Source organism: Pseudoalteromonas sp. S558 (genome assembly GCF_005886635.1).
Lineage (GTDB): Bacteria > Pseudomonadota > Gammaproteobacteria > Enterobacterales > Alteromonadaceae > Pseudoalteromonas > Pseudoalteromonas aliena.
The window spans coordinates 1-272 of the sequence record NZ_PNDU01000704.1; the positions used below are offsets into that span (position 1 = coordinate 1).

1 pseudogene is annotated in these 272 nt (G+C 41.2%); it reads left to right on the plus strand.

What is annotated here, in order from left to right:
* A pseudogene (gene ispH, locus CWB66_RS22020) lies at positions 1 to 258 on the plus strand (4-hydroxy-3-methylbut-2-enyl diphosphate reductase); the annotation flags it as partial.
* Positions 259 to 272: the final 14 nt, after the last annotated feature.

The window sequence follows — 272 nt, forward strand, 5'->3', positions numbered from 1 at the left end:
CATAATGGGCACCCTGTGGGAGTGCGTACAATGGGGCAATACGATCACTCAGACGGAGGGATTAACATAGTTGAAACAGTGGAAGATGCTCTCTCATTAAAAGTAAAAAAGGCAGAAAATCTTTTTTACTGCAGTCAATCAACGTTATCTGTAGATGAGGCAGCGGATGTCATTGATACGCTTCGTACTAAATTTCAATCTATTGAAGGAACGCGTAAAGACGATATTTGTTATTCAACAAAGAATCGACAAGAGGCATGGGGGGATTAAGC